Below are 23,164 nucleotides of genomic sequence, written 5' to 3' on the forward strand. Positions count from 1 at the left end.
CTGACTATTCAGTTGCTACGTTCAACGGCTCACCTCCCGACAACCCGGCTCAAGGAAATGAGCAGTGACAAGAACTCAAAGCGCATTCAGACGAACATTTGCAACGTTGTTCATGACACTCATGATTGGCTGGATTTCCCCATCCGTCCTGGCCATCAACCTCGAATGGCCAGCACCGACCACTTACCATTATCAGGATGTAAACGGGCACCGGATGTTCTATCGCGAAGCTGGGGACCGTTCAAAACCGACGCTTGTACTTTTGCATGGCTTTCCCTCTTCCTCCCATACCTACCGTACGTTGATCCCTCTGTTGTCTGGCAGCTTTCATGTCATTGCCCCGGACTACCTGGGCTCCGGCTATAGCGATCGCCCGGACCCGGATCAACTGACCTACAGTTTCGATCTGCTGGCAAAGCAGGTGGCCGGGCTGATCGAAAAGCTGAAGATCGATCGATATACCCTTTACATGCAGGATTTCGGCGCCCCGGTAGGCTATCGATTGATGCTTGCCCAACCTGACCGCCTGCAGGGTTTGATCGTTCAAAATGCCAATGCCTACCTGGCGGGACTGACACCTGCGCGGTTGGAGGCATTTCGCAATATGCATGAAGACCGCTCACCGGAACACGTCGAAAAACTCTATTCCTACGTAAGTCGCGACTACGTTATGAATGGGCAATATTTGCGAGATGTAAAAGGAAAGGAATTCCAGATGAGCCCGGATACCTGGACTCACGACCTTGCATTCCTGCAGGGCGCCAAGGATCAGAAAATTCAGGTGCAACTGTTTCAGGATTACTGGAGCAATATAAAAGCGTACCCCGAATGGCAGGCATTCTTGCGTTCGAAACAACCGCCAACACTGATCGTATGGGGCAAACATGATCCCGCGTTCATTTCACCCGGTGCCGAAGCCTATCTCAATGACCTGCCAAACGCCGAACTGCACCTGATCGATGCTGGCCATTTTGCCCTGGAAGAACAGCCCGTAGAAATTGCCAGATACATCCATGGGTTCATGGCACGGCAGCCAGGCAAATGACCTGATTGCTCAATCTCGATGCGGCTCGTTGGCATAACACACTGGCGAACTGGGAGCGTCTTCCCGGTCGAGTTCATCTTCGAGCCACTCGGCCAACACTTGCGCGTTATTGTGCAAGGCATCCCTGGCCGCGTAGATCAGGGTCAAGTTGCCTTGGCGGGCAGCATCGAGCAAGGGCATCCAGTGTTCGGGCCGCCCCGTCAGCTCCTGCCGGTAGCGGCTGCGAAACGTGTCGAAATCCAGCTCGCCCTGCTTGAAGGCATGGCGCAAATCTGTTGAAGGCGCCACGTCGCGGTTCCAGCCATCCAGGGACAGTTGATTTTTCGCACAGTTGCGCGGCCAGAGGCGATCCACCAGTATGCGCTGGCCGTCGTCGGCCGCTGCCGGCTCATACGCGCGTTTGCATCGAATCATCGCCGCTCTCCCATGGCCTTTCGTTCAGTATAGGAAGCTTCAACCGGCCAACGTGCGCAGATACGCCCAGGGATAGATCCCCTGATCATGACCATCATCGAAGATCAATTGCACCCCGTAGCCTTGTGGGTTGAGCTCTACCAGGCGCACATCTTGATCGACCAGATCGATTCGCCCACACAACCGCGCCGCACGGCATTGGGCACAGGGACAGCTGCTGCGTAAACGTCCATGGCTGAGCAATTGCACGCTGCCATCGGCCCACTCCAGGCGCAACTCGCCACGGCTGCGCGCATTGCCGATGGCGCGCGGGCTGGTCACACCTGGCCCCCGCGCAGTTGTGCCAAGGAAATGCGCACGGCCTTGCGCACCTCAGGGTCGCCGTCATGTTCTGCTGCCTGCAGGGCCGCAATGGCTGCCGGGTCGCGTAGCTCGCCGAGGGCCAGAGCTGCTTCCTTGCGCAGATTACTGATGCTGTGGCCCAGCACCTGGACAAGTGAAGACAAGCCATCGGCATAAGCCAGTTTGCCCAATGAGCGCGCGGCACGCAGGCGCACTTGCCAGTAGTCATCATTCAGGGCCGTCACCAACGCCGGCCCAGCGTCTTGCAGGCCCAACTTGCCGAGGGTGGTAGCCGCCTCTTCGCGCACCTGCCATTGCTCATCGCCCAGTGCCGCCACCAGTGCCTGCAGCACTGACCGATCATTGGCAAACCCCAGGGCACCGGTAGCCACTCGCCGTACCTCTGTATCCGGATCGGCGCTGACCAGCCGCGCCAGTTCAGGCAAGGCTGCCGTTTGCTTGAGCCAGCCGAGAATGCCCACCGCCTCGCGGCGCACACTGGCCTCCCCGTCGGCCAGCGCCTTGAGGGCCATCGGTGCGCTTTCAGCCAGGCGCAACTCGCGCAAGGCGCGCAAGGCGCTGCTGCGCACGAACACATCAGCGTGCTCGGCCCAGGGCAGGATCACCCGGCCGGCCTCGGTCGTTTTCAATTGGCTGAGGCTTTGCGCTGCCGCCACCCGAACTTTATGGTCGGGATCGACCAATGCGGCGCACAAGCCCTCGACCACCTCCAGTTCTTCCCAGGCTTCGAGCAATCGTGCGGCTTCGGCACGGACTTCATCGGCAGGATCACTGCCCAGGGCGTGAACGAGCCATGGCAGGCTTTCAGGGTCTTCCAGGTCGGCCAGTTCGATCAGGGCAATGCGACGCACGCCGACGTCGTCATCGGTCAAGCGTGGCAATAATTCGAGAATGTCGGGGTTTTCGGTATTCATTTGGCAAGTCCCGGTCGTTCATTGGAAATTGGCGGTCGCTGCGCGACCGAGCGCGAAGCGGTCGCATTTGCTCGTTTGCTCGTTCCCACGCTCTGCGTGGGAACGAGGAGTTTCAGGGCACTAACGCACCAGGTAAGGAATCTCCACCCTCACCGCCCCCGTCGGGCAGTCCTTCTCACAAGGCATGCAATACCAGCACTCGTCAAAAGCCATATAAGCCTTCTGCGTCGCCGGATTGATCGCCAGCAAGTCCATGGGGCAGACGTCCACGCACACGGTGCAGCCCTTGTGGGCGATGCATTTGTCTTCATCGACCGTTACCGGCGCGGTGCTGCGAAAAAAGATGTCCTGGGGCTGATAGGCCATGGCACGGGTCCTCTCGTCTTGAAGGTAAAAAGTCAGGCCGCGCCGACCCGCAGGCGGTTGTAGGCCTGCTGCTCGTTGTCGTCCAGGGCGATCAGGTAGGGCTCGACGGCTTTCTTGAAGCTGGTCATGACGCCGTTTTCATCCCTCTTCAGGTGGCAATGGCAGAACCACTCGGCATCGTTGCGCAGCGGATAGTCGACCCGGTGGTGGTACAGGCCCCAGCGACTCTCCTTGCGAAACAACGACGCGCGTGCGGCCATTTCGGCGCAATCGCGGATAACCGAAACTTCCATCGCCCGCATCAGTTCATGGGCATTGCTGGCCTTCATCTGGTTGATATCGTTCTCGATGTCGGCAAAGCGCTGCAGGCCGATTTCCATCTTGCGGGTGACTTTCGGTGGTTGCAGGTAATCATTGACAAAGCGCCGCAGCTTGTACTCGACCTGGGCCGGCGGCAGCCCGCTTTCACGCTGCAGCGGCGCGTAGACACGGGCTCTTTCGGCGGCGATCTGCGCCTCGTCCAGTTCGCTATGGTCGCGCTCGGCAACATAGTCGGCGGCGTTGACGCCGGCGAACCAGCCATAGGTGAAGGCGCCGAGCATGTAGTTGTGCGGCACCGCGGCCATGTCACCGGCCGAGTAGAGGCCCTTGACCGAAGTCTCGGCCCGCTCGTTGACCCACACCCCGGACGCACTGTGCCCACTGCAAAAGCCGATCTCGGAGATATGCATCTCGACCATATGCTGGCGATAGTCGGTGCCACGCCCGGCATGGAACTGACCCCGGCTGGGGCGTTCGTTGCTGTGCAGGATCTCTTCGATGTTCTGGATGGTCTCTTCAGCCAGGTGGTCGAGCTTGAGGAACACCGGGCCGTTGCCGCCTTCGAGCTCCTGATGGAACTCCCACATCATCTGGCCGCTCCAGTAGTCGCACTCGATGAAACGCTCGCCCTTGTTGTTGGCCGTGTAGCCGCCCAGGGGCCCGGTGACATAGGCGCAGGCCGGGCCGTTGTAGTCCTTGATCAGCGGGTTGATCTGGAAGCATTCCAGATTAGCCAGCTCCGCCCCGGCGTGATAGGCCATGGCGTAGCCGTCGCCGGCATTGGTGGGGTTCTCGTAGGTGCCCATCAGGTAACCGGATGCCGGCAAGCCGAGCCGGCCCGCGGCGCCGCAGCAGAGAATCACGGCCTTGGCCTTGATCACATGGAAGTCGGCGGTGCGGCAGTCGAACCCCATCACCCCGTTGACCGCGCCCGAGGCATCGGTCAGCAGGCGCGTGGCGATCACCCGGTTGGTGATGTCGACCCGGGCGCGCTTGAGCTGGCGATACAGGACTTTCTTGATGTCATGTCCTTCAGGCATCGGCAGAACGTAGGCGCCCATGTGGTGTACCTTCTTCACCGCATAATCGCCGGTCTCGTCCTTCTCGAACTTCACGCCCCAGCGATCCAGTTGCTCGATGGTCTCGAAGCTGCGTTCGGCATAGGCCAGCACCGCCGCCTGGTTGACCACGCCATCGTTGGCCACGGTGATTTCCTTGGTGTACTGCTCGGGCGTGGCATGACCGGGAATGATGGCGTTGTTCAAGCCATCCATGCCCATGCTGATGGCGCCGCTGCGTTTGACGTTGGCCTTGTCGATCAACAGTACGCGCAGGTTGCGATTCTTTTCCTTGGCCGTGATCGCCGCCATGGGGCCGGCGGTGCCGCCGCCGATGATGACGATGTCGTAGGCCTGTTCCAGGGTGTTGTGGCTGCTCATGGGCGCGGATCCTTGTGGCGGTCGATGCGCAGGCGATACTGGAACGCGTCGCCGCGGTAGTAGAGGTATTCGAAATCCAGCGGGGCGCCTGCAGCATCGTGGGTCAGGCGTTCGATGCGCATGATCGGCCCGCCCTCCTCGATCTCCAGCGCCTGGCTCAGGTCGCTGTCGGCAAGCACCGCATCCACGGCAAGGTCGGCATGCCCCAGGGCAATTCCACAGTCGTTTTCCAGGATCAGGAAAATATCGCGGGTGGCCAGGTCGGCCTTTTCCAGCTTCAGGCCAACACTGTGTGGCAGGTAGGTGATTTCCAGCGATACCGGCTCGCGGTTGATCAACCGCACGCGCTTGATCTCGGTCACCAGGGCGCCTTCCTTGAGTTGCAGGCGCTCGGCTACAACCTTCGAGGCCGGGACATGCTTGAAACTGCGCAGGCGGTTGAGCACTTCATAACCCATCTGTGTCACCGACTCGGCCAGGCCCTGCAGGGTGGAAACGTTCTGGAACGTCTTGGGTTTGGCTACGAACGTGCCCTTGCCGTGGATCTTGAAGATCAGCCCTTCCTTCTGCAGATCACCCAGCGCCTGGCGCACGGTGATGCGGCTGACATCGAACGCCTTGCCCAGCTCATTCTCCGAAGGCATGCGCGCCAACGGTGGGTAGGTACCCTCGAGAATGCGCGAGCGCAGCAGCTCCTTGAGCTGGCTGTAGAGTGGGACCGGGGAAAGGGGGAGCAGTTGTGGCATGTCTTATCGTCTCGGGCAACTTGTTATAACAAGATATGCTGTGAACGATAGTTGATCTAAGCGCTCAAGTTGAAATAATAAAAATACATATGCTTAGTGCTGGGTTGATCATGCTGCCGTCACCGCTGGCAAGCCAGCGATGCAGACGACCCGGTCCAAAGTTCGACCGCAAGTCCCCGAGTGCCGACTCAATGCCACAGGCCTAAAGTGGTGTATGAACAGTCAACGGAACACCCCAATGCCCCTGGATTGGCCCACCATCGCACACGCTCTCGATCAGGACGGCTACGCAATCGTCCCGGGGTTGTTGAGCCCCCAAGCCTGCACCAGCCTGGCCTCACTCTACGATCAGGACCAGGCCTTCCGCTCGCGCGTAGTCATGGCCCGCCACGGTTTCGGCAAGGGTGAGTACAAGTACTTCCGCTACCCCTTGCCCCCGCTGATCGAACAACTTCGCACCACGCTCTATCCCCACCTGGTGTCCATCGCCAACGCCTGGAACGAGCGGATGCAGATCCCCGTGCGCTTCCCGCCGGAACATTCGCAATTCATCCAGCGCTGCCATGACGCTGGTCAACAGCGGCCGACTCCCCTGCTTCTGCAATACACCAGCGGCGACTACAACTGCCTGCACCAGGACCTGTACGGCGAACATGTATTCCCGCTGCAGGTTGCCATCCTGCTGTCGCAACCCGGCCGGGATTTCACTGGCGGCGAGTTCGTCCTGACCGAACAGCGGCCGCGCATGCAATCGCGCCCGCGGGTGGTCACCCTCAATCAGGGCGACGCCGTGATCTTTGCGGTCTCGACACGGCCAGTGCAAGGCGCACGGGGCTGTTATCGGGTCAACATGCGCCATGGGGTCAGCCAGGTGCACTCAGGTCTGCGACATACGCTCGGGGTGATCTTTCATGATGCGCTGTAGATACCTTGTGGCGGTTCGCATGAACGAAAATCTCCTTGGCCAAGCGCTCGTTTCAGCGTTAGATGAGCGTTCAATCCCGTGCGAATTCGAGGGTTACTCAACGGATGAAGACCGCCCCCGCCTCACCACTGCCCCTGTGGTTACAAAAGCTGCTGCGGCCCCTGCTGGATCCTTATCAACGCTACCGTCATGCCCGCCTTATCCACGCTGCCCGCGTGATGGTGGGCTTGCTGGTGTCGATGCTGCTGACCACCGGCCTGAACCTGCCCCACGGCGAATGGGCTTCGGTGACCATGCTGATCGTGATCGGCGGCCTGCAGCACCACGGCAACATCGGCAGGAAATCGGTCGAACGGGCCTATGGCACCTTGATCGGCGCGGGTCTGGGTTTGCTGGCTGTCGCCCAACAGGCGTATCTGGGCATACCGCTGCTGACCTACAGCATCATGGCGCTGGCGTGCGGTTTCTTCGCCTATCACGCCATTGGCAAGGGCGGCTATATCGCCCTGCTCTCGGCCATTACCCTGTTCATCGTTGCCGGCCATGGCTACAACCCGATGACCGATGGCCTGTGGCGCACCGTGGACATCCTGATCGGCATCGTCCTGGCGCTGGCGTTTTCCTTTGCCTTGCCGCTGTATGCGGTCTACTCCTGGCGCTACAACCTGGCCCGCGGCCTGCGTGAATGCGCAACCCTATACGGGCGCATCATCAGTGGTCAGCCGGTGGAGACCGACGAGCACCGCACGCTGATGGCTAAACTGAACGCCACCATGGTGCAGCTGCGCTCGCTCATGCCGTCGGTGTCCAAGGAAGTGAAGATTTCCATTACCGAGCTAGAAACCATCCAGGGCCATTTCAGGATGTGCCTGAGCACGCTGGAAATCCTCGCCAACATCCGCCCTTCGGGATCGGACGAGGCCGCCATGCCCCAGCTGCAGGCGCTGCTCAGCGCCGAACACCGCGCCATTTCGCGGCAACTGATCGGCATGGCCCGAGCGCTGCAGGAAGGTGCGACTGACCGGCTGGAACGCCGCTGCGCGCCGGCACTACTGGAGTCGCCCGGCGACGTTGCCATTGCCAGCGACCTGGTGGGGTACCAATTGATGACCCGGCAACTGCTGAGAAACCTCGATGGCTTGCAGCAACTGCTGGCGAAGACGGCCAGACGCTGGAAAATCTAGGTTCTCGTTTCTCGTTCCCACGCTCCGCGTGGGAATGCGGTGACTGACGCTCCAGCGTCACGACGCTGAGCGTCTGCAGAGGCATTCCCACGCAGAGCGCGGGAACGAGGAACGAGGAGCGCTAGAGAGGTTTACTCGTTCTCGAAGCGCATGTGCACGCCAAGGGACGCCAGGGCCTGCCAATACCCCGGATAGGTCTTGGCCACGCAATCAGGATCCTGAATCCGAATACCGTCAACCTTCAACCCGGCCAGCGCAAAGCACATGGCAATCCGATGATCGGCGTGGGTGTCGATCAGTGCCTCGCATGAGGTACCAGCCAGCGCCGGATCGGCTGCTACCAGCAGGTCGTCACCCTCTACCGTCGCCAACCCCGGACGAATGGCATTCAAGCCGTCGTACAAGGCCTGGACGCGGTCACACTCCTTGACCCGCAGGTTGGCCAGCTCGGTAAAGCGCACCGGCGTACGGTTGAAGGCAGCCAGTACCGCCAGGGTCGGGATGGCGTCCTGCATCTGCGAGCCGTTGATCACGGCCGGCATATTGGGGAACTGCACGATTACGTCATTGGCCCGCGCGTCCGGCTGGGTGAAATCTTCATCGGCAACGCCCAGGTCGATCGCGCCGTCGGTCAGGGCCTGTGCTGCCCAGAGGTAGGTGGCCGCCGAGGCATCCGGTTCGATCAGGTAGTCATTGGCGGTGTAACCGGTTGCGGCCACGCGCCAGGTGCTGTCGTCCACTTCCTCCACCTGTGCACCAAAGGCGCGCATGCAGGCCAGGGTCAGGTCGACATAGCCACGGGCACCGATATCCTTGCCGGTCAGTGCCACTTCGATGGGTTCCTGACCGCAAGCGGCCAGCATCAACAGTGCCGAAACGTACTGGCTGGACAAGCCACCATCGATCTCGAAACGCCTGGCCGCCACACGACCAGCACCCTCGACGGTGACGGGCGGGCAACCGGTCGGGCTACCGACATTCAAGCCACCCTGGCGCAACGAGGCGAGCAACGGCCCGATGGGTCGCTTGCGCATATAGTCGTCGCCATCCAGGACCACGGTGCCGTCGACCGTCGCTACGGCCGCCGTCAGAAAGCGCATCGCCGTCCCGGCATTACCCAGGAACAACGCCTGGCCGGGCACTTGCAGCTTGCCCTGGCCGGAAACGACAAAGGTGGTGTCATCGGGTTCGTCGATCGTCACGCCCATCAGCCGCAGCGCATTGGACATGTGCCGGGTGTCATCGCTCTTCAGCGCACCGGTCAGGCGGCTGGTGCCGGTGGCCAGCGCCGCCAGCAACAAGGCGCGGTTGGTGATGGACTTGGAACCCGGTGGCGTGACCTTTCCGCGCAAGGCAAAGTCCGGCGCAATGACGGTCACGGTTTTCTGCGTACTCAATGGGTTGCGCTCCTGAATCTAGACGGCACAGTCGTTGGTTCTACTGCTCAAGAACTGCATATAGTGCCATTGAACGGGCGGGCTTGGCTTGGGTGACGCACAAAAAACCTCGGGCTTTTCCGAGTGCTATGGTTGGTTTTTCACCCTGAACCGGGAGTGGCCGAGCGACATGTTCTATCGCATAGGGGCCGACGGGCTGCTGCTGATCCACCTGCTGTTCATTCTCTTCGTGCTGTTCGGTGGCCTGCTGGTGCTCAGATGGCGACACCTGTGCTGGTGGCACCTGCCTGCCGTGGCGTGGGGGATTGCGGTGGAAATCTTCCACTTGCCCTGCCCGCTGACAGGCTGGGAGAACCAACTGCGCGTGGCTGCTGGGCAGGCTGGCTATGAAGGTGGGTTCATCGAGCACTATCTGTGGCCGGTCATTTATCCGGCCGGGCTGACACCGGGGATACAGGTCGGGTTGGGCGGGCTGGTGGTGCTGATCAATATTCTCGTCTACCTGCTTGTATTCAGGCGACAAAAAACCTTGTGAGCGGGCTTGCCCGCGATCGGGCGCGTAGCGGCCGCAATTTTTACGAGCGCTAGCGCACTCGATCGCGGGCAAGCCCGCTCCTACAGGGGTGCAGTGATCCATACTATGACTTGGATCTTTCAGAGCAAAAGCCATGAAGATCACCGCAAGACTGACATTGCTGAGCCTGGCAGCCACCCTCGCCTATCTCGGCCTGGCCGTTCTGGGCTGGGGCGGGTTTGCCGCGTTCTTCGCCCATCCCCCATTTGTTGTAATCGTCCTCGCAACGCTGGCGATGGCAGTCCTGGCGCTTTTCACCGAAGGCAACCTGAGTTCTGGAGAACGCGAGGACAAGGGCAACCGCTGGGTGCTCTGGGCCTTTGGCGTGATCGGCCTGCTGGCGGCCTTTTTTCCGGCTTATACAGACCGCCTGGATATCTGGACCTTCGGTGGTGAAGGCACACGCTGGCTGGGTGTCGCATTGTTCATCGCCGGCGGCGCACTACGGATGTGGCCGGTCTTCGTACTCGGCAACCGCTTCAGCGGCCTGGTCGCGATCCAACCCGGGCATACACTGGTGACCACCGGTATCTACCGTAGCCTGCGCAACCCCAGCTATCTGGGGTTGATGATCAACTCGCTGGGCTGGGCACTGGCGTTCCGCTCGGGTATCGGGCTATTGCTGACGGCACTGACACTGATACCGCTGATCGCGCGCATCCGCTCCGAGGAAGCCCTGCTGCGCGAGCAGTTCGGTGCAGAGTACGAAGCCTACTGCACACGCTCATGGCGGCTGATTCCCGGGCTCTATTGATCTCACCCAGCCGGCTATGTTCGCTAGCGAACAGACCCTGTCCCCGTGCGTAATGCACACTCGTCACTGGAATGCTGCGCCGTACGGCGCAAAGCCCCACTCGCTGCGCCTGGCATAGACCTGCCTTCATTCCACACGCGACCCGCGCTACGCGAGTCCTGCCAAGGATTACATGCAAAATATCCTGACTCGCACACTGTCCAGCCTTCGGTGCCCATCGGCCATCTGGCTCAGGTGGAGCGCATCGCAGCACAAGTTCGAGTACGAGCCAATCCTGCGGTCCGATCTGTTCAATGCGCAGCAAATGGCCGACCACGGCATCGGACTTGCGCGGCAGCACCAGCTCGGGCGCCTTTCAAAAAAGGACGCACTGCTGGGCCGCCTGGCCGACAACCAGTTGCTACTCGATCGCAGCTGTACAGCGCTCAGGACCGCACAACTGTCCAGCCGACGCGCGACCCCGGCCGCGCAATGGCTGCTGGACAATTACTACCTCATCGAAGAAAACATCCGCACCGCCAGGACTCACCTGCCCAGAGGCTACAGCCGCAAGCTGCCACGCCTGGTCGATGGTCCCTCGGCAGGCTTGCCGCGGGTTTACGACATCGCCCTGGAAACCATCGCTCACGGCGATGGCCGGGTCGATGCGCAAAGCCTTGATCGTTTCGTCGCCGCCTACCAGACCGTCACACCCCTGGCCCTTGGTGAGCTATGGGCCATCCCGATCATGCTGCGACTGGCGCTGATCGAGAATCTGCGGCGTGTGGCATCACGGGTCATGGCCAATTGGGATGACCGCAACCTCGCCGATGACTGGGCCGATCGCCTGATCGAAATCGCCGAGCGGGACGCCAAGAATGTGGTGCTGACCGTTGCCGACATGGCGCGATCGGCGCCGCCGATGACACCTTCCTTCGTCGCCGAACTGGCGCGGCGCCTGCAAGGGCAAAGCGCCGCGTTGATATTGCCCATGGCGTGGATCGAGCAAACGCTCGGCGAATCGAGCCTTACCGTTGAACGCCTGGTGCAGATAGATGCCCAGCAGCAATCCGGCGACCAGGTGTCCATCAGCAACAGCATCGCCAGCCTGCGACTGCTGGCCGCGACCGACTGGCGCGCGTTCGTCGAACTGCTCAGCCATGTCGAGCAGGTATTGAGCACCGACCCTGCGAGCGTCTATGGGCGCATGGATTTCGCCACCCGCGATCTTTACCGCCATGCCGTCGAACGCCTCGCCAGGCATTGTGAGCAGCCTGAAACGAGCGTGGCACAGGCTGCCATCGAACTGGCTCGCGGCGCCCAGCACGAGGGCAGCGTGGCCGGGCATGTGGGTTACTACCTGGTGGGTGACGGGCGCGTCGGGCTGGAGCATCGGCTGCGCGCCCGCGTGCCTCTGGCCGCGCGCTGGAAGCGCTTGCTGCAGAGCGCCCCGCTGAAGTTTTACCTGTGCCCTGCACTGCTCCTGACACTGCTGTTGGCCTGGCCATTTCTCGACACCGCTTATCGAAACGGCACGCCCGCCTGGATTCTGGCCCTGCTCGCAGTGCCCGCGCTGTTGATGACCAGCCGCCTGGCAATCGGGTTGGTCAACTGGCTGGTGACCCTCACGGTGGCGCCCTCGATGCTTCCCCGCCTGGACTTCAGCAAAGGCATACCGCCCGAGGCGCGTACGCTGGTAGCGATACCCACGATGTTCGCCAATGCCGGCGACATCGAGGCGTTGGCGGAAAGTCTGGAAGTGCGCTTCCTGGCCAATCGCGATGACAACCTGCACTTCGCGCTGCTCAGTGACTTCATGGATGCCCCCGCCGAGGTGATGCCCGACGATGCCGAACTGCTTGCCCTGGCGCGCCAGCTGATCGAGGCCCTCAACCAGAAATATGCCGATGGCCAGGTCGACCGGTTCTTCCTGCTGCACAGGCCCAGGCACTGGAGCGCCACAGAGCGGGTGTGGATGGGGCACGAACGCAAACGCGGCAAACTCGCAGAGCTCAATGTCTTGTTGCGGGGCAAAGGCCAGGACCGCTTTGCCTTGATCGTCGGCGACATCGAACCCCTGGCGTCGGTTCGCTTCGTCATCACGCTGGACACCGATACCCTGCTGCCACGGGACGTCGCGCGCCAATGCATCGGTGCAATGATGCACCCCCTGAACCACCCCGTGTTCGATGCACAGAGCCGGCAGATCGTCAGCGGCTACGCAATCCTTCAGCCGCGTGTCGGGATCAGCCTGCCCAGCACGGCACGCTCGACCTATGCCCGCCTGTTCGGCAGCGATGCCGGTGTCGACCCCTATACCCGTGCCGCCTCGGATGTTTATCAGGACCTGTTCCACAACGGCTCCTTCATCGGCAAGGGTATCTATGCGGTGGACGCCTTCGAACAGGCACTGGAGGGCTGCCTGCCCGACAACCGCATTCTCAGTCATGACCTGATCGAAGGCTGCTACGCTCGCTCCGGTCTGCTCAGCGACGTGCAACTCTATGAAGAATATCCAGCTCGCTACAGCGCCGACGCCAAACGCCGCCACCGCTGGATTCGGGGCGACTGGCAGGTGCTTTACTGGGCCTTGCCCTGGGCACCAAAACCCGGTGGTGGGTTCGCGCGCAATCCCTTGAGCGCACTGGCACGCTGGAAAATCTTCGACAATTTGCGCCGCAGCCTGGAGCCTTGTGCGTTCCTGGTCATGTTGGCATGGGGTTGGCTGGGCACCGCCGAACCCGCTTCCTGGACACTGGCAGTCATCATCCTGGTCTTTCTCCAACCGGTTCTGCACTCCGTGCTGGCACTGGTACAAAAGGCTGCCGACATCCCCATGGGGCAACATTTGGCCGCAGCCTTGCGGACTTCAGGCCAGAATTTCCTGCGCGCACTGCTCTCGATCGTCTGGTTGCCATCCGATGCATTGATGAGTGTTGACGCCATAGGCCGCACGCTGTGGCGCATGCTGGTCAGTAAACGCCTGATGCTGCAATGGCAGCCTTCGCGCGAGGTGGAACGGTCCAGTGGCAATGACCTGCCAGGGATGTACCGAGACATGTGGATTGCCCCTGGGCTGGCGCTGGTAGTGTTCGCGGCCCTGCTCCACTCCCCGCTCGTCCTCGTACTGGCCGCCCCGTTGCTGCTGATATGGCTGGCAAGCCCTGCAATTGCCTGGTGGATCAGCCTGCCCACGACACCGGCCGGGTTCAACCCGACGGAGCAAGACCTGCGGTTTCTGCGAATGCTCGCGCGCAAGACCTGGGCATTCTTCGACCGCTATGTGGGCCCTGCGGACAACTGGTTGCCGCCGGACAACTTCCAGGAAATACCCCAGGAAACCATTGCCCACCGGACATCGCCGACCAACATGGGCATGGCCTTGCTCTCTCACCTGGCGGCCCATGACTTCGGCTACCTGAGCAGCGGGCGGCTGCTCGAACGCATCACTCGAACCCTTGCCTGCATGGCAGGCCTTGAGCGCTATCAAGGGCACTTCTACAACTGGTACGACACCCAGACGCGCCAGCCATTGATGCCTCGGTATGTGTCGACCGTGGACAGCGGCAACCTGGCAGGCCTGCTGCTCACGCTGCGGCCGGGGCTGCTGGGATTGGCCGATGTGTCACCGCTCGACCAACGTGCCATCAGCGGCCTGGGCGATACCCTGGATGTGCTGCAGCAAGCCTTGCAAGACGCCAACCTCGATGACCGTGCCGTCGTTGAACTACGGGCCAGGGTGCAGTTGGCCATGGTCGGGCTGCAGGACAACCCGGACATCGTCCTGCAACTGCTTGAAGCAGCAAATGCACTGGCCATCGACTTGCAGGCCACGCCTGATGCAGAAGCGAACTATTGGCTGCAGGCCCTTCAGGCGCAATGCACGGATCTGAGCGATGACATACAGCGCTACACACTGCCTCCGGCAATGGACAATGCCAGACAGCCTGCACAAACCCTGCGCCAACTGAGCCAACTCGACTGCTCGCTATGGCTACCTGCTGACCATGCCAGGGTGAAAACGGTACGGCGCCTGGCCTGCGACCGGATCGCCAGCCTTGCCGACCTGACTGAATTGGCCGCATCGCTGGCCAGCATGGATTTCACCTTCCTCTACGACCATCAACGCGACCTCTTCTCGATCGGCTACAACGCCGACGAACGCAGGCTGGACAGCGGCTACTACGACCTGCTGGCTTCGGAGGTGCGGCTCACCAATTTCGTGGTTATCGCTCAGGGTCAGCTCCCGCAACAGGCCTGGTTTACCCTGGGACGCCTGCTCAGCAACAACCGGGAGGTACCGGTACTACTGTCCTGGTCCGGCTCGATGTTCGAGTACCTGATGCCGATGCTGGTGATGCCCAGCTTCGAAGGCACCCTGCTGGACCAGACGTGCCGCGCTGCCGTCGCCTTGCAGAGGGAGCACGGTCACCGGTTGGGCATTCCCTGGGGCGTGTCCGAGTCGGGCTACAACACCCTGGATGCCCACTTCAATTACCAGTATCGGGCCTTCGGCGTTCCCGGCCTGGGGCTCAAGCGCGGCTTGGGCGAGGATACCGTGGTTGCGCCCTACGCCAGCGCACTGGCGTTGATGGTCGAGCCTGAAGCGGCCTGCCACAACCTGCAACGTCTCGCCGCCCAGGGTTCGGCTGGCCGCTTTGGCCTGTATGAAGCCGTCGACTACACCGAGGCACGCTTGCCACGCGGCCAACGCTACGCCGTAGTGCGCTCGTTCATGGCGCATCATCAGGGCATGAGCCTGCTGGCCCTGACCAGCCTGCTGCTGGACCGGCCCATGCAGCGTCGCTTCGAATCGATCCCGGCATTCCAGGCGACCGCCCTGCTGCTGCAGGAACGCGTGCCGAAAACAGCCGCTCCCTACTTGCACGCGGCCCATTCACCTGCCGACCAGGAGGCCACACAGGCGCAGGAAACCAGGCTTCGGGTGTTCGCCGATCCCGGGAGCAAACGCCCGGCGGTCCAGCTGCTTTCCAATGGCCATTACCACGTCATGGTCAGCAGTGCCGGCGGCGGTTACAGCCGCTGCAACGACATCGCCGTGACCCGTTGGCACGAGGACGCTACCTGCGATAACTGGGGCATGTTCTGTTACCTGCGCGATGTTGCCAGCGGTGTTTTCTGGTCCACGGCGCACCAGCCAACCCTGCACCAGCCGGAAAGTCATGAAGCCATTTTCAGTGATGCCCGGGCCGAGTTCCGCGTTCGCGAGCACGACTTCGACACCCACACGGAAATAGTCGTATCCCCCGAGGACGACATCGAGCTGCGCCGGCTGCACATTACCAACCGCGGCCGCGTACGTCGCAGCATCGAAATCACCACCTACGCCGAAGTGGTGCTGGCCCCGGCGATCAGCGACGCGATCCACCCGGCCTTCAGCAACCTGTTCGTGCAGACCGAGCTGTTGCCGCAGCTGCAGGCAATTATCTGCACCCGCAGGCCTCGCGCAAGCGACGAAGCCGTGCCCTGGATGTGCCATCAACTCGCGGCACATGGCGTGGACATAGACGCCATTTCCTATGAGACCGACCGGGCGCGCTTCATCGGCCGGGGTCGCAGCGTTGCTGCACCTGCCGCACTGGATGGCGATGTCCAACAACTTTCCGGCACCGCAGGCCCGGTGCTCGACCCGATCGTCGCGATCCGCTGCCGTATCGCGCTGGAGCCCGGGCAAACGGCGACCATCGACCTGGTCACTGGCGTTGCCGAAAGCCGTGAAGGCTGCTTGCAGCTGATCAACAAATACCGCGACCGGCACCTGGCCGATCGAGTCTTCGACCTGGCATGGACCCACGGCCAGGTGTTGCTGCGTCAACTCAATGCGTCGCTCGAAGATGCCCGCCTGTTCGAGCAGATGGCTTCCTCGATCCTCTATGCCAATGCCTCGCTACGTGCTGAAAACAGTGTATTGATGGCCAATCGGCGCGATCAGTCGAGCCTCTGGGGCCAGGCAATCTCGGGAGACCTGCCCATCGTATTGCTGCAGGTATCGACCCTGGAAAACATCGAACTCGTGCAGCAGATGGTCAAGGCCCATGCCTACTGGCGGCAAAAGGGGCTGATCGTCGACCTCGTCATCTGGAACGAGGACCAGGCGGGCTATCGCCAACAATTGCAGGACCTGATCATGGGGGTGGTGACTTCCGGCAGCGAAGCCGCGCTGGTCGACCGTCCCGGCGGCATCTTCATGCGTCCGGCACAACAACTGTCCTTTGATGACCGCACACTGATCCTGTCGGTGGCGCGCCTGGTGCTCAGCGAAGGCAACGGAAGCCTTGCCGAACAGATTCATCGACGGCATGCGACCCCGGTGTTTCCGCCATTGCTACCAACGCTCAAGCGCCAGCCACAACGGGTCATTGAAGCCGTCGCACCCGCGTCCGAAGCGCTGATCCTGGGCAACGCCTACGGCGGCTTCAGCGCCGATGGCCGCGAGTATGTCATGACCCTGAAACCGGGTCGGCCGACGCCGGCGCCATGGGCCAATGTCCTGGCCAACCCGCACTTCGGCACGGTGGTTTCCGAGAGTGGCGGCGCTTATACCTGGATGGAAAACGCTCACGAATATCGCCTGAGCCCCTGGCACAATGACCCGGTCACCGACGCCAGCGGTGAAGCGATCTATGTGCGCGATGAAGAAACCGGGCATTTCTGGTCGGTGACGCCACAGCCTTGCCCCGGCAACGGCACGTACCGCACCCGCCACGGCTTCGGCTACAGCGTCTTCGAGCACGATGAAGACGGCATCCAGAGCCAATTGTGGGTTTATGTGGCCCAGGATGCGCCGATCAAGTTCTCCCACGTGCAGATTCGAAACCGCTCGGGCCGCGCCCGGCGCCTCTCGGTGACCTGTTATGTCGAGTGGGTACTGGGCGACTTGCGCAGCAAATCGGCGATGCATGTCGTGACTGAAGCCGAGGCGGTCAGTGGCGCATTGTTTGCCCGCAATGCCTATTCGATCGAGTTCTCCGAGCGTGTGGCGTTCCTCGATACCGATTCGACCAGCCGCAGCATCAGCGGCGATCGGTGCGAGTTCATCGGTCGCGGCGGCAGCCTGAAAGCGCCCGCCGGCATGAAGCAGGCGCGACTATCGGGCCGCACCGGTGGCGGCTTCGATCCTTGCGCAGCGATACAGGTTGCCCTGGACCTCGATAACGGTGAGGACCAGGATGTGGTCTTCCGCCTGGGCGCCGCCGCGGACACCCCGTCTGCTCTACGCCTGGTTCAACAATACCGGGGGCCAAGGGCGGCAGCCGGCGAGCTTGCGGCTGTACGCGAGCATTGGCGGTCGGTGCTGGGCGCGGTTCAGGTCGAAACACCCGATCCGAGCATCGACGTCATGGTCAACGGCTGGTTGATGTACCAGGTGATCGCCTGCCGCTTCCAGGCCCGCAGTGGATATTATCAGTCCGGCGGCGCCTTCGGCTTTCGCGATCAACTGCAGGACAGCATGGCGATGATCCATGCCGACCCCGCCGCCGTGCGCCGCCATCTTTTGCTCTGCGCGGCCCATCAATATCCCGAAGGCGACGTGCAACATTGGTGGCACCCACCGCTCGATCGTGGCGTGCGCAGTGGTTGTTCGGATGATTTTCTCTGGCTGGCGCTGGCGACCAGCCGCTATGTCAGCGTCACCGCCGACCTCAGCGTGCTGGTCGAAACCGTGGGTTATCTTGAAGGTCGTGCCCTCAATGCCGGTGAAGAGTCCTATTACGACTTGCCCGGTAAATCGAGCCTCGAAGAAAGCCTCTACCAACATTGCGTGCGCGCTATCGAACATAGCCTTGCGCGCGGTAGCCACGGCCTGCCCTTGATGGGCAGTGGCGACTGGAATGACGGCATGAATCGGGTCGGCCACCTGGGCCTTGGCGAAAGCGTATGGCTGGGCTTCTTCGGCTTTGATGTGCTGCAACAATTTGCCGTTACCGCCCAGGTGCATGGGGACGCCGCTTTCGCGAAGCGTTGCAGCGAGGAGGCAGCCAGGCTCCAGGCCAGCCTGGAGGAGCATGCCTGGGACGGTTCATGGTACCGCCGCGCCTGGTTCGACGATGGTCAGCTGCTGGGCTCTGCGAGCAATGATGAATGCCGCATCGATTCGATCTCGCAAAGCTGGTCGGTATTGTCCGGCGCCGCCTCGCCAGCACGGCGTCGCACTGCCATGGCTTCTGTCGAGAAGCACCTGGTACGTCCCGGCATCGGTGCGGTTCTACTGCTCGATCCACCCTTCGACAAAGGCTCGCTCGATCCAGGCTACATCAAGGGTTATGTGCCCGGCGTGCGCGAAAACGGCGGCCAATACACCCATGCGGCCGTCTGGGCCGGCATGGCCTTCGCGCGGCTTGGCGACAGCACCAGAGCCTGGAGCCTGCTCAATATGATCAACCCTGCCGGACAGGGCACCGACGCGCAGACCGAAATCTACAAGGTCGAGCCCTATGTCATGGCCGCCGACGTCTACGGCACCCCGCCCCATGCGGGCCGTGGCGGCTGGACCTGGTACACGGGGTCGGCCGGCTGGATGTACCGACTGATCGTCGAGTCGTTGCTGGGGCTGCAACGTATCGGTACAGGGTTGCGGATTGTACCGCTGCTACCGGCGCACTGGCCGGGTTACACCCTGCACTATCGATATGGGGCGACGCACTACACTATCGAGGTGCTTCCGGCCGTTGACGCCAGGCCATCCATCACACTCGATGGCAAGTGGATGAACGGGGATGCGCTGGAGTTGCTCGATGACGGCGTCGACCACCGGGTCCTGGCGCACTGCACGGCAAATACCCACCAGAGCGCAGCACCCGGTCTGACCGTCGAAACCGATCTTGAGCGCTGAGATACACAAGCAAAAAAGGAAGACAAGACGATGACGCCCTCCTCCTCGATCGACTACAGAAAGTCCGCAGCCGTATGGCTCAAGCGCAGTGCCGATAACCTGGCACAGGCCGAGAGCAAGGTACTCGAGCATCTGATGCGGGGCGAAGCGATAGCCCGAGATCCCATTCAGATGCTCGAGGAGCACACCACGTTCGGCGAGCGAATGGCCGATAGCGTGGCGGCTTTCGGTGGTTCCTGGCGTTTCATCATGATTTTTGCCGGCGTGCTCACAGGCTGGGTCGTGTTCAACACGGAAATTCTCGGTAACACCGGATTCGACCCCTACCCCTATATCTTCCTGAACCTGATCCTCTCGATGCTGGCAGCGATTCAGGCCCCCATCATCATGATGAGCCAGAATCGCGTTTCCACCCGGGACCGGCAAATGGCCGCGCATGATTATGAGGTCAACCTCAAGGCAGAGCTGGAAATCATGGCGCTGCACGAAAAGATCGATTCCATCCGCACCGAGCAGCTCGTGGACATCGTTGCTCAACAACAAAAGCAGATCGAGCTACTGATGGGTTTGGTAGCTCGCGTGAGTGCACAGGATAAATTTCCCGGCGGTGGTGAGGAGGCTGTGCCATGCCGACCATGAAAGCTGCCATCTTCGTTGAAAAGAACCGAATCGTGCTCGATGACAAGCCCATACCTGAGGTCGGGCCTTCGGACGCATTGATTCGTATCACCATGACCACTATCTGCGGTACCGACGTACACATCCTGCGGGGCGAGTACCCGGTGGCAAAGGGATTGACCATCGGTCACGAGCCGGTCGGCATCATCGAGAAGCTGGGCGCGCAGGTGCAGGGTTTTACCGAAGGCCAGCGTGTCATTGCCGGTGCCATCACCCCCAGTGGGCACAGTTATGCATGCCTGTGCGGTTGCTCGTCCCAGGACGGCCCCGGTACACGGCACGGCTTCCGGGCCGCCGCCGGCTGGAAGTTCGGCAATACCATCGATGGCTGTCAAGCTGAGTTTGTGTTGGTACCCGATGCGATGGCCAACCTGTCGCCAATACCCGACGAGCTCAGCGATGATCAGGTGCTGATGTGCCCGGACATCATGTCCACCGGCTTTTGCGGCGCAGAAAGAGGCGATGTCAAAATCGGTGATACCGTCGCGGTATTCGCGCTAGGCCCTATCGGCCTGTGCGCAGTGGCCGGCGCACGCCTCAAAGGCGCTACGACCATCATCGGGGTAGACACCGTTGCCGCGCGGATGACCGTTGCCCACACGCTCGGGGCAACGCATGTCATTGACTTCAAGGACGGCAATGTCGTCGAGAAAATCATGGCGATCACGGATGGGCGTGGTGTCGATGTATCAATTGAAGCGCTGGGGACGCAGGCCACCTTCGAATCAGCGCTGCGTGTGCTGCGCCCCGGTGGCACCTTGTCCAGCCTGGGCGTCTATTCATCGGACTTGCGTATACCTCTCGATGCCTTCACCGCTGGGCTGGGCGACTACACCATTGTGTCCACGCTCTGTCCTGGCGGCAAAGAGCGCATGCGTCGCTTGATGGGCGTCATAGCCAATGGTGGTGTCGATCTGAAGCCATTGGTGACCCATCGCTACAAACTCCATGACATAGAATCGGCCTATGACCTCTTTGCCAATCAACGCGATGGTGTATTGAAAGTGGCCATCACCCCTTGATCACCGAGACGCGTCATGGAGCAGGCTCGGTGGGCTCCAGGCCCTCCCCTTGATCGGTACTCCTCAAACGAGGAAAGGTCACAGTGAACGTGGTTCCCGCATCCCGTGAGGACGTTACCGTCACGTTGCCGCTGTGGGCTATGGCGATCTCGCGGACGATGAACAAGCCAAGCCCGATACTGCGTAGCCCTGCGTTGTCATGACTGCCGCGAATCATCGGTTCGAACAGGTTTGCCAGCAGCTCCGGCGGCAGCGGCGTGCCGAAATTGTGTACGGTAATGATGATCGCCTGGTCCTCGAAGCGCGAAGTAACGGTCACCCCGCCATCGGCCTCGCCATAGGCCATCGCGTTGGCCACCAGATTGCCGATAAGTTGGTAGAGGCGGTCACTGTCCGCGTTGAACTCGCCTTGGCCGAAACGCTCATGGATGAGTTCGTGCCCAGGGAATGCCAGTCGCAGCTCTTCCAGGCAGCCGGCGACCAGTTCGTGCAGATCAACGGGCTTGAGCGTCGCTGCAATGCCCCGCCCGACCTGGATCAAGGTGAAATCCAGCAGGTCGGCCACCAGCCGCTGTGCCCGGTCCACCGAATGCGTGATGTGGCCAAGCGTCTGAATCGACTTGGTATCGAGCTCCTTTCGTCCCAGCAGATTTGCTGCCATTTTGATCGCTGCCAGCGGATTGCGCAGGTCGTGGCTGACGATGCCAATCATCTGCTCGGCGAACAGGGCCCTGTCCTCCGCAGCGGCGTAGGTAATTTGCAGCTTGCCCTGGGCTTCATCCTGCAGATGTTGGGCCTTGAGGATTTTAGCCAGGTGTTGCTCGGCAAGCATTCGGGCATTGAGTAACTCACGTTCGTAGCGGTGCCGATCCTGGGCCTTGAACATCGTCAACTCGTGAAAGATACCGCTGGAATGTTCACACCTGATCGCGTTGAGCATCATCGAGACGCTATGCCCTTCGCGGTGAACCAGGTCGAATTTCACATCGGCGATCGACCCCTGAATCCGCATGAGCGGAGCCCAGTGGGTCTGATGAAAGGTACGCGCCTGTGGACTCATCAGCGTTTGAATCTGACGATCGAGCAGCTCTTCCCGGCTATAGCCGATCCAGCGACAAAACGTGAGATTGACCCGTTTGATCACCCCGGTTTCATCGGTAAGTAACAAACCACAGGCGGCGTCATCGAAGAGGATGTCGGTGCTGGGTAGCGACTCGTTGTCTGCGGACATAGGCTTCACGGATGAGGTGAAAGGGCATCCGTTGCCCAACTGGAACATCGTCGAAGCAAGTATAGAGTCTGTACGCGGGTCGGTGTATGCGGCTGATCAGGCCGCGCAAGGCGGTGCACACAAGAAGATAATGACGGTTACTCAGGACGCAAGACCAAACCACAGTCAGTACCAAAAGGTCCGCTCATCACCATGCAACTGTAGGGGTAGCGCTCGATCGTACCGAGCAGGTTGTCATTCTGGTCGTACATGTCATCCCCATCCAGCCTGTAAATATCCCCTCCTCGCAGATAAGAGCGATACTTACCATCAGCGAATTCTCCGATTGGATTAAGTGAACCTCGTCGCAAATACACGAAATTCAGTCCCAAACTGAAGTCTGTATCGATTTGATTTCTCATACATCACTCCAGGTGTTTTGGAGTGCCCATTGTACAGTGTTTCTCACGTATTCTACGGTGCTTGCCTTAAGCTCGACATCGTCTCAAAAAGTACACACACGGCTTACATAGCGACAACCGACTGATTGCCATCAAGTTATTCTTACCGAGTCGTTTTTATTGCACACTGAATATAGCACCGCCAAGAATTTCCTGAATCAGCTCAAACTCAGGACTCCTGGCGGTTTATTCTCTGGATATTGCCGCCCATCACCAAACCCATTATTCCGACAGGTGTCATGCTTGCGGACACAACTGATTACAAGTCTGAATAATGCTGAGTAATATAGCGTTGAACCAATCATTAATGAGTGATGTCCCCCTTATCGTTTCACAAGAGAAATCCTGGTGCCTTCAATGCTGACACCCGCCATCAAGCCCTGCTGATCGAAGACAAACGCATAGGCATCCTTCTTCAACGTCGAGCTGGACAAGTTTTTCGCGCAACCCCACTTATGTGTGCTGCCGTACAGACTCCGTTTCGCGTTGCGAGGATCCTGTTCGGTGAACAATACAAT

The 23,164-nt window shown here is 60.8% G+C and carries 17 protein-coding genes and 1 pseudogene; 8 read left to right on the top strand and 10 right to left on the bottom strand.

The genetic code is table 11. The features are described from left to right. Positions 1 to 64 precede the first annotated feature (64 nt). Entirely contained in the window at positions 65 to 1,045 is a 981-nt protein-coding gene (locus F2S13_RS22310) for an alpha/beta fold hydrolase (RefSeq protein ID WP_218584055.1), read from the top strand. Positions 1,046 to 1,054: 9 nt separating this feature from the next. On the opposite strand, the gene F2S13_RS22315 is transcribed toward F2S13_RS22310, so the two are convergent. The 6 genes from F2S13_RS22315 to F2S13_RS22340 form a co-directional block, all read right to left on the bottom strand. Next, complete coding sequence (locus F2S13_RS22315; protein WP_166364878.1) at positions 1,055 to 1,459, bottom strand: DUF488 domain-containing protein; 405 nt, start codon at positions 1,457 to 1,459, stop codon at positions 1,055 to 1,057. Between the two features lie 39 nt (positions 1,460 to 1,498). Then, entirely contained in the window at positions 1,499 to 1,780 is a 282-nt protein-coding gene (locus F2S13_RS22320) for a gamma-butyrobetaine hydroxylase-like domain-containing protein (protein ID WP_166364880.1), read from the bottom strand. After that, complete coding sequence (locus F2S13_RS22325; RefSeq protein ID WP_166364882.1) at positions 1,777 to 2,736, bottom strand: HEAT repeat domain-containing protein; 960 nt, start codon at positions 2,734 to 2,736, stop codon at positions 1,777 to 1,779. Before F2S13_RS22325 ends, F2S13_RS22320 begins: the two co-directional genes overlap by 4 nt. Positions 2,737 to 2,856: 120 nt before the next feature. Next, positions 2,857 to 3,102 carry a 4Fe-4S dicluster domain-containing protein gene (locus F2S13_RS22330; protein WP_166364884.1) on the bottom strand — a complete coding sequence of 82 codons (246 nt, stop codon included), beginning with the start codon at positions 3,100 to 3,102 and terminating at the stop codon, positions 2,857 to 2,859. Positions 3,103 to 3,134: 32 nt separating this feature from the next. Then, positions 3,135 to 4,862 carry a fumarate reductase/succinate dehydrogenase flavoprotein subunit gene (locus F2S13_RS22335; RefSeq protein WP_166364886.1) on the bottom strand — a complete coding sequence of 576 codons (1,728 nt, stop codon included), beginning with the start codon at positions 4,860 to 4,862 and terminating at the stop codon, positions 3,135 to 3,137. Then, the gene (locus F2S13_RS22340) at positions 4,859 to 5,608 is read right to left on the bottom strand and encodes a GntR family transcriptional regulator (protein ID WP_166364888.1); all 750 of its coding nucleotides are present in this window, start codon (positions 5,606 to 5,608) and stop codon (positions 4,859 to 4,861) included. The genes F2S13_RS22335 and F2S13_RS22340 overlap by 4 nt, the downstream gene beginning before the upstream one ends. Positions 5,609 to 5,846: 238 nt before the next feature. Between F2S13_RS22340 and F2S13_RS22345 the strand changes: the two genes are divergently transcribed. Next, positions 5,847 to 6,533 carry a 2OG-Fe(II) oxygenase gene (locus tag F2S13_RS22345; RefSeq protein ID WP_246237972.1) on the top strand — a complete coding sequence of 229 codons (687 nt, stop codon included), beginning with the start codon at positions 5,847 to 5,849 and terminating at the stop codon, positions 6,531 to 6,533. Positions 6,534 to 6,637: 104 nt separating this feature from the next. Further along, positions 6,638 to 7,717 (top strand): FUSC family protein, encoded by a 1,080-nt coding sequence (locus F2S13_RS22350; RefSeq protein ID WP_166364892.1) that lies wholly within the window; start codon positions 6,638 to 6,640, stop codon positions 7,715 to 7,717. Positions 7,718 to 7,848: 131 nt separating this feature from the next. Here the strand turns inward: F2S13_RS22350 and aroA are convergent, their stop codons facing one another. Then, the gene (gene aroA, locus F2S13_RS22355) at positions 7,849 to 9,114 is read right to left on the bottom strand and encodes a 3-phosphoshikimate 1-carboxyvinyltransferase (RefSeq protein WP_166364894.1); all 1,266 of its coding nucleotides are present in this window, start codon (positions 9,112 to 9,114) and stop codon (positions 7,849 to 7,851) included. Positions 9,115 to 9,283: 169 nt separating this feature from the next. Between aroA and F2S13_RS22360 the strand changes: the two genes are divergently transcribed. The 5 genes from F2S13_RS22360 (at position 9,284) to F2S13_RS22380 (ending at position 20,975) form a co-directional block, all read left to right on the top strand. Next, positions 9,284 to 9,649 carry a DUF2784 domain-containing protein gene (locus F2S13_RS22360; RefSeq protein WP_166364896.1) on the top strand — a complete coding sequence of 122 codons (366 nt, stop codon included), beginning with the start codon at positions 9,284 to 9,286 and terminating at the stop codon, positions 9,647 to 9,649. Positions 9,650 to 9,782: 133 nt separating this feature from the next. Then, a complete protein-coding gene (locus F2S13_RS22365) occupies positions 9,783 to 10,442 on the top strand; it encodes a methyltransferase family protein (RefSeq protein WP_166364898.1) in 660 nt (219 codons plus the stop codon). A 172-nt stretch (positions 10,443 to 10,614) separates the two neighbouring features. Further along, a complete protein-coding gene (locus F2S13_RS22370) occupies positions 10,615 to 19,275 on the top strand; it encodes a glycoside hydrolase family 94 protein (RefSeq protein WP_166364900.1) in 8,661 nt (2,886 codons plus the stop codon). Between the two features lie 30 nt (positions 19,276 to 19,305). After that, entirely contained in the window at positions 19,306 to 19,914 is a 609-nt protein-coding gene (locus tag F2S13_RS22375; protein ID WP_166364902.1) for a DUF1003 domain-containing protein, read from the top strand. Beyond that, positions 19,902 to 20,975: an NAD(P)-dependent alcohol dehydrogenase gene (locus tag F2S13_RS22380; protein WP_166364904.1), complete on the top strand. Its 1,074-nt coding sequence runs from the start codon at positions 19,902 to 19,904 to the stop codon at positions 20,973 to 20,975. Before F2S13_RS22375 ends, F2S13_RS22380 begins: the two co-directional genes overlap by 13 nt. 13 nt (positions 20,976 to 20,988) lie before the next feature. Here the strand turns inward: F2S13_RS22380 and F2S13_RS22385 are convergent, their stop codons facing one another. The 3 genes and pseudogenes from F2S13_RS22385 to F2S13_RS29495 all read right to left on the bottom strand — a co-directional run. Then, positions 20,989 to 22,206, bottom strand: a complete 1,218-nt coding sequence (locus tag F2S13_RS22385) for a PAS domain-containing sensor histidine kinase (RefSeq protein WP_166364906.1) — start codon at positions 22,204 to 22,206, stop codon at positions 20,989 to 20,991. Between the two features lie 137 nt (positions 22,207 to 22,343). Continuing rightward, positions 22,344 to 22,607: a hypothetical protein gene (locus F2S13_RS22390; protein ID WP_166364908.1), complete on the bottom strand. Its 264-nt coding sequence runs from the start codon at positions 22,605 to 22,607 to the stop codon at positions 22,344 to 22,346. A 362-nt stretch (positions 22,608 to 22,969) separates the two neighbouring features. Then, positions 22,970 to 23,095 (bottom strand): annotated as a pseudogene (locus tag F2S13_RS29495) (lipid-binding SYLF domain-containing protein); the annotation flags it as partial. Positions 23,096 to 23,164: the final 69 nt, after the last annotated feature.

Origin of the sequence: Pseudomonas akapageensis, from assembly GCF_011355085.1 — a bacterium.
Taxonomy (GTDB): Bacteria; Pseudomonadota; Gammaproteobacteria; order Pseudomonadales; family Pseudomonadaceae; genus Aquipseudomonas; species Aquipseudomonas akapageensis.

Excerpts from the sequence above, each read along its gene's own strand:
- F2S13_RS22315 (WP_166364878.1), bottom strand. The coding sequence starts at position 1,459 with ATGATTCGATGCAAACGCGCGTATGAGCCGGCAGCGGCCGACGACGGC.
- F2S13_RS22325 (WP_166364882.1), bottom strand. The coding sequence starts at position 2,736 with ATGAATACCGAAAACCCCGACATTCTCGAATTATTGCCACGCTTGACC.
- F2S13_RS22330 (WP_166364884.1), bottom strand. The coding sequence starts at position 3,102 with ATGGCCTATCAGCCCCAGGACATCTTTTTTCGCAGCACCGCGCCGGTA.
- F2S13_RS22335 (WP_166364886.1), bottom strand. The coding sequence starts at position 4,862 with ATGAGCAGCCACAACACCCTGGAACAGGCCTACGACATCGTCATCATC.
- F2S13_RS22340 (WP_166364888.1), bottom strand. The coding sequence starts at position 5,608 with ATGCCACAACTGCTCCCCCTTTCCCCGGTCCCACTCTACAGCCAGCTC.
- F2S13_RS22345 (WP_246237972.1), top strand. The coding sequence starts at position 5,847 with ATGCCCCTGGATTGGCCCACCATCGCACACGCTCTCGATCAGGACGGC.
- F2S13_RS22350 (WP_166364892.1), top strand. The coding sequence starts at position 6,638 with ATGAAGACCGCCCCCGCCTCACCACTGCCCCTGTGGTTACAAAAGCTG.
- F2S13_RS22360 (WP_166364896.1), top strand. The coding sequence starts at position 9,284 with ATGTTCTATCGCATAGGGGCCGACGGGCTGCTGCTGATCCACCTGCTG.
- F2S13_RS22365 (WP_166364898.1), top strand. The coding sequence starts at position 9,783 with ATGAAGATCACCGCAAGACTGACATTGCTGAGCCTGGCAGCCACCCTC.
- F2S13_RS22370 (WP_166364900.1), top strand. The coding sequence starts at position 10,615 with ATGCAAAATATCCTGACTCGCACACTGTCCAGCCTTCGGTGCCCATCG.
- F2S13_RS22375 (WP_166364902.1), top strand. The coding sequence starts at position 19,306 with ATGACGCCCTCCTCCTCGATCGACTACAGAAAGTCCGCAGCCGTATGG.
- F2S13_RS22380 (WP_166364904.1), top strand. The coding sequence starts at position 19,902 with ATGCCGACCATGAAAGCTGCCATCTTCGTTGAAAAGAACCGAATCGTG.
- F2S13_RS22385 (WP_166364906.1), bottom strand. The coding sequence starts at position 22,206 with ATGTCCGCAGACAACGAGTCGCTACCCAGCACCGACATCCTCTTCGAT.
- F2S13_RS22390 (WP_166364908.1), bottom strand. The coding sequence starts at position 22,607 with ATGAGAAATCAAATCGATACAGACTTCAGTTTGGGACTGAATTTCGTG.